Origin of the sequence: Enhygromyxa salina (genome assembly GCF_002994615.1) — a bacterium.
GTDB classification, from domain to species: Bacteria; Myxococcota_A; Polyangia; order Nannocystales; family Nannocystaceae; genus Plesiocystis; species Plesiocystis salina_A.
Genome location: NZ_PVNK01000132.1, coordinates 1 through 2634, shown reverse-complemented (window position 1 = coordinate 2634; position 2634 = coordinate 1). Strand labels below are relative to the sequence as shown.

The window sequence follows — 2634 nt, the reverse complement described above, 5'->3', positions numbered from 1 at the left end:
GCGGCGCGGTGGCGGCGTGGTACCTCAAGCTGATCCCCGGGCTGTAACGTGCTCGAGCCCTTCGCCAACAAGCTGCCCCGCGTCGACCCGAGCGCCTTCGTGCACCCGGCGGCGGTGCTGATCGGCGACGTGGTCGTCGGCGCCCAGTCGAGCGTGTGGCCCAACGTCACCCTGCGCGGGGACGACGGCCCGATCGTGATCGGCAGCTGCAGCTCGATCCAAGACAACACGGTGATCCACTGCACCGAGGGCCTGTCACACACCGTCGTCGGCGATCGCGTGACGGTTGGCCACTCGGTGATCCTGCACGGGTGCACGGTCCACGACGAGGCGCTGATCGGCATGGGCGCCGTGCTGCTCGACAACGCGGTGGTCGAGTCCGGGGCGCTGGTCGCCGCCGGGACGCTGGTGCCGCCGGGCAAGGTCGTGCGGGCCGGGACCCTGGTCGCGGGCAACCCGATGCGGGTCATGCGTGAATGCCGCGACAAAGACCGCGAGATGATCGCGTTCTCGTGGCGGGCCTACGTCGAGCGCGCCGCTGAGTACCTGTCGGCGAAGTGATCGGGCGCTGCTGGCTCCGATGACGCGATCGGTGCGTCACAACCCGAGTGGTCAGACCATTTGACCACCATATCATCTGGTGATACGTGTCACACATGACACTGGGTCTGGAGCCGATCGTCCGCAGCTCGCTGCCTGACGCCGTATTTGATCAGCTCGCCGACCAGATCCTCAGTAGGCGCCTCGAGCCCGGCGATCCCCTGCCTTCGGAGCGGGAGCTCTCGACCGCGCTCGGCGTCAACCGCGGCGCCCTCCGCGAGGCGCTCAAGCGCCTGGCCCAGGCCGGGCTGATCGAGCAGCGCCACGGCGGCGGGACCAGGGTCCTCGACTACCGTCGAACCGCGGGCCTCGATCTGCTCACCCGCTTGCTGCTCACGCCGCAGGGCCAGCCGGATCTCCACGTCGCGCGCTCGATCATGGAGATGCGGACGGCCCTCGCCCCCGACATCGCGCGGCTGTGCGCGCTGCGGGCCGGGCCCGCGCTCCACGAGCGCCTGCGCGAGATCGTCGGCGAGATGCGCGAGGCCAGCGAGCCCGAGCAGCTCGACCGCCTCCAGCTGCTGTCGCTCGAGCTGTGGGAGCTGCTGGTCTCGGGCGCCGACAACATCGCCTACCGCCTCGCCTTCAACACCCTGCGCCACACCTACGAGCAGATCCGCGAGGCGCTGGTCATCGCCCTCGCCGACGAGCTGCGCCAGGTCGAAGCGTGCGCGCAGCTGGTCGCCGCGATCGAGCGCCGCGACGGCGAGCTCGCCTTCACCACCGCCCGCGCGATCGTCGAGCGCGGCAGCCAGGGCGTGCTCGCGGCGATCGAGCTGCTCGGCGAGTTGAACGAGGGGAGCCCATGATCGGAGCCAAGCCCAACTACGCGCGCGAGCGCGGCCTGACCCTCGCGCGGGCGTTTGCGATCTGGCTGCGCGAGCTCCAGCCCAAGGTCTTGATCGCGCACCTGCTCGGCTGGCTTGGCTACCGCGCCTACCTGCTCGGCCAGGGTGACTGGGGGGCGCAGGATCTGATCCCGCTCGTCCTGCTCCTCGCCCTGCACCCCTTCGGTGAGTGGATCATTCACGTGTTCATCCTCCATCACCGACCGCGCAAGGTCTTGGGTCTGCGCTGGGACTACCACGCGGCCCGGATGCATCGCCTCCACCACCGCGACCCCTGGGATCTGCGCTTTGTCCTGATGCCCCTGCCGATCATGGTGCTCGGCTCGCTCGCGGGCGCGGCCTTGTTTTGGCTGCTGGCGCCGACCCCCGGCGTGTGGGCCACGGCGATGCTGGTGACCGCCGCGATCATGCTCTACTACGAGTGGATCCACTTCCTGACCCACACGAGCTACCGGCCGCGTGGGCGGCTGTACAGGCGCCAGTGGCGGCTTCATCGGCTCCATCACTTCAAGAACGAGACGTACTGGATGGGTGTCACGCGACACCTCGGCGACGTGGTCCTGGGCACCTTCCCCGAGCCGGCCGAGGTCGACCCATCGAAGACCGCCCGGACCCTGGGCTTCGACGACCAGTCCTGAGTCGAACCCTGCGTGCCCGATGTCTGCTCCGGGTTTCGCGGCGGGCGGCTCGGACTCGTTGATGAGGCTGGGTCGTGGCCGCTGGGGTCCGCGCAGGACTGCTCTTTGCGGTCGCTGACCCCGCTCCGAAGTAGCGGCGTCTCGGGTTTCACTACTCGTTGATGAGGCTGGGTCGTGGCCGCTGGGGTCCGCGCAGGCCTGGAGGAGGTCCGAGTTCGGGGCGTCGCCTCTCCATCTGCCGTGCAGAAGGCTCTTGCTGCAACACCTCCATGTCGGTCGCCTGGGCGTCGAAGGTACTTTTCGTACGGCGATACCCCGAACTCGGACCTCCTCCAGCCTTTGTTGCGCTCTGCTCTTTGCGGTCGCTGACCCCGCTCCGAAGTACTGGGCGGCGTCTCGGGTTTCGCGCCGGGCAGCTCGGACTCGTTGATGAGGCTGGGTCGTGGCCGCTGGGGTCCGCGCAGGCCTGGAGGAGGTCCGAGTTCGGGGCGTCGCCTCTCCATCTGCCGTGCAGAAGGCTCTTGCTGCAACACCTCCATGTCGGTCGC

The 2634-nt window shown here is 69.0% G+C and carries 3 protein-coding genes; all 3 read left to right on the top strand.

Features of this window, described 5'->3' with window-relative positions; translation table 11 throughout:
• Window positions 1-48: 48 nt before the first annotated feature.
• The 3 genes from ENSA5_RS13515 to ENSA5_RS13505 all read left to right on the top strand — a co-directional run bounded on the left by ENSA5_RS13515 (window position 49) and on the right by ENSA5_RS13505 (window position 2086).
• Complete coding sequence (locus ENSA5_RS13515; protein WP_106392063.1) at window positions 49-561, top strand: gamma carbonic anhydrase family protein; 513 nt, start codon at window positions 49-51, stop codon at window positions 559-561.
• 95 nt (window positions 562-656) lie between these two features.
• Window positions 657-1409, top strand: coding sequence for a FadR/GntR family transcriptional regulator (locus tag ENSA5_RS39560; protein ID WP_106392062.1), 753 nt, complete (start codon window positions 657-659; stop codon window positions 1407-1409).
• Window positions 1406-2086 (top strand): sterol desaturase family protein, encoded by a 681-nt coding sequence (locus ENSA5_RS13505; RefSeq protein ID WP_106392061.1) that lies wholly within the window; start codon window positions 1406-1408, stop codon window positions 2084-2086. The genes ENSA5_RS39560 and ENSA5_RS13505 overlap by 4 nt, the downstream gene beginning before the upstream one ends.
• Window positions 2087-2634 lie beyond the last annotated feature (548 nt).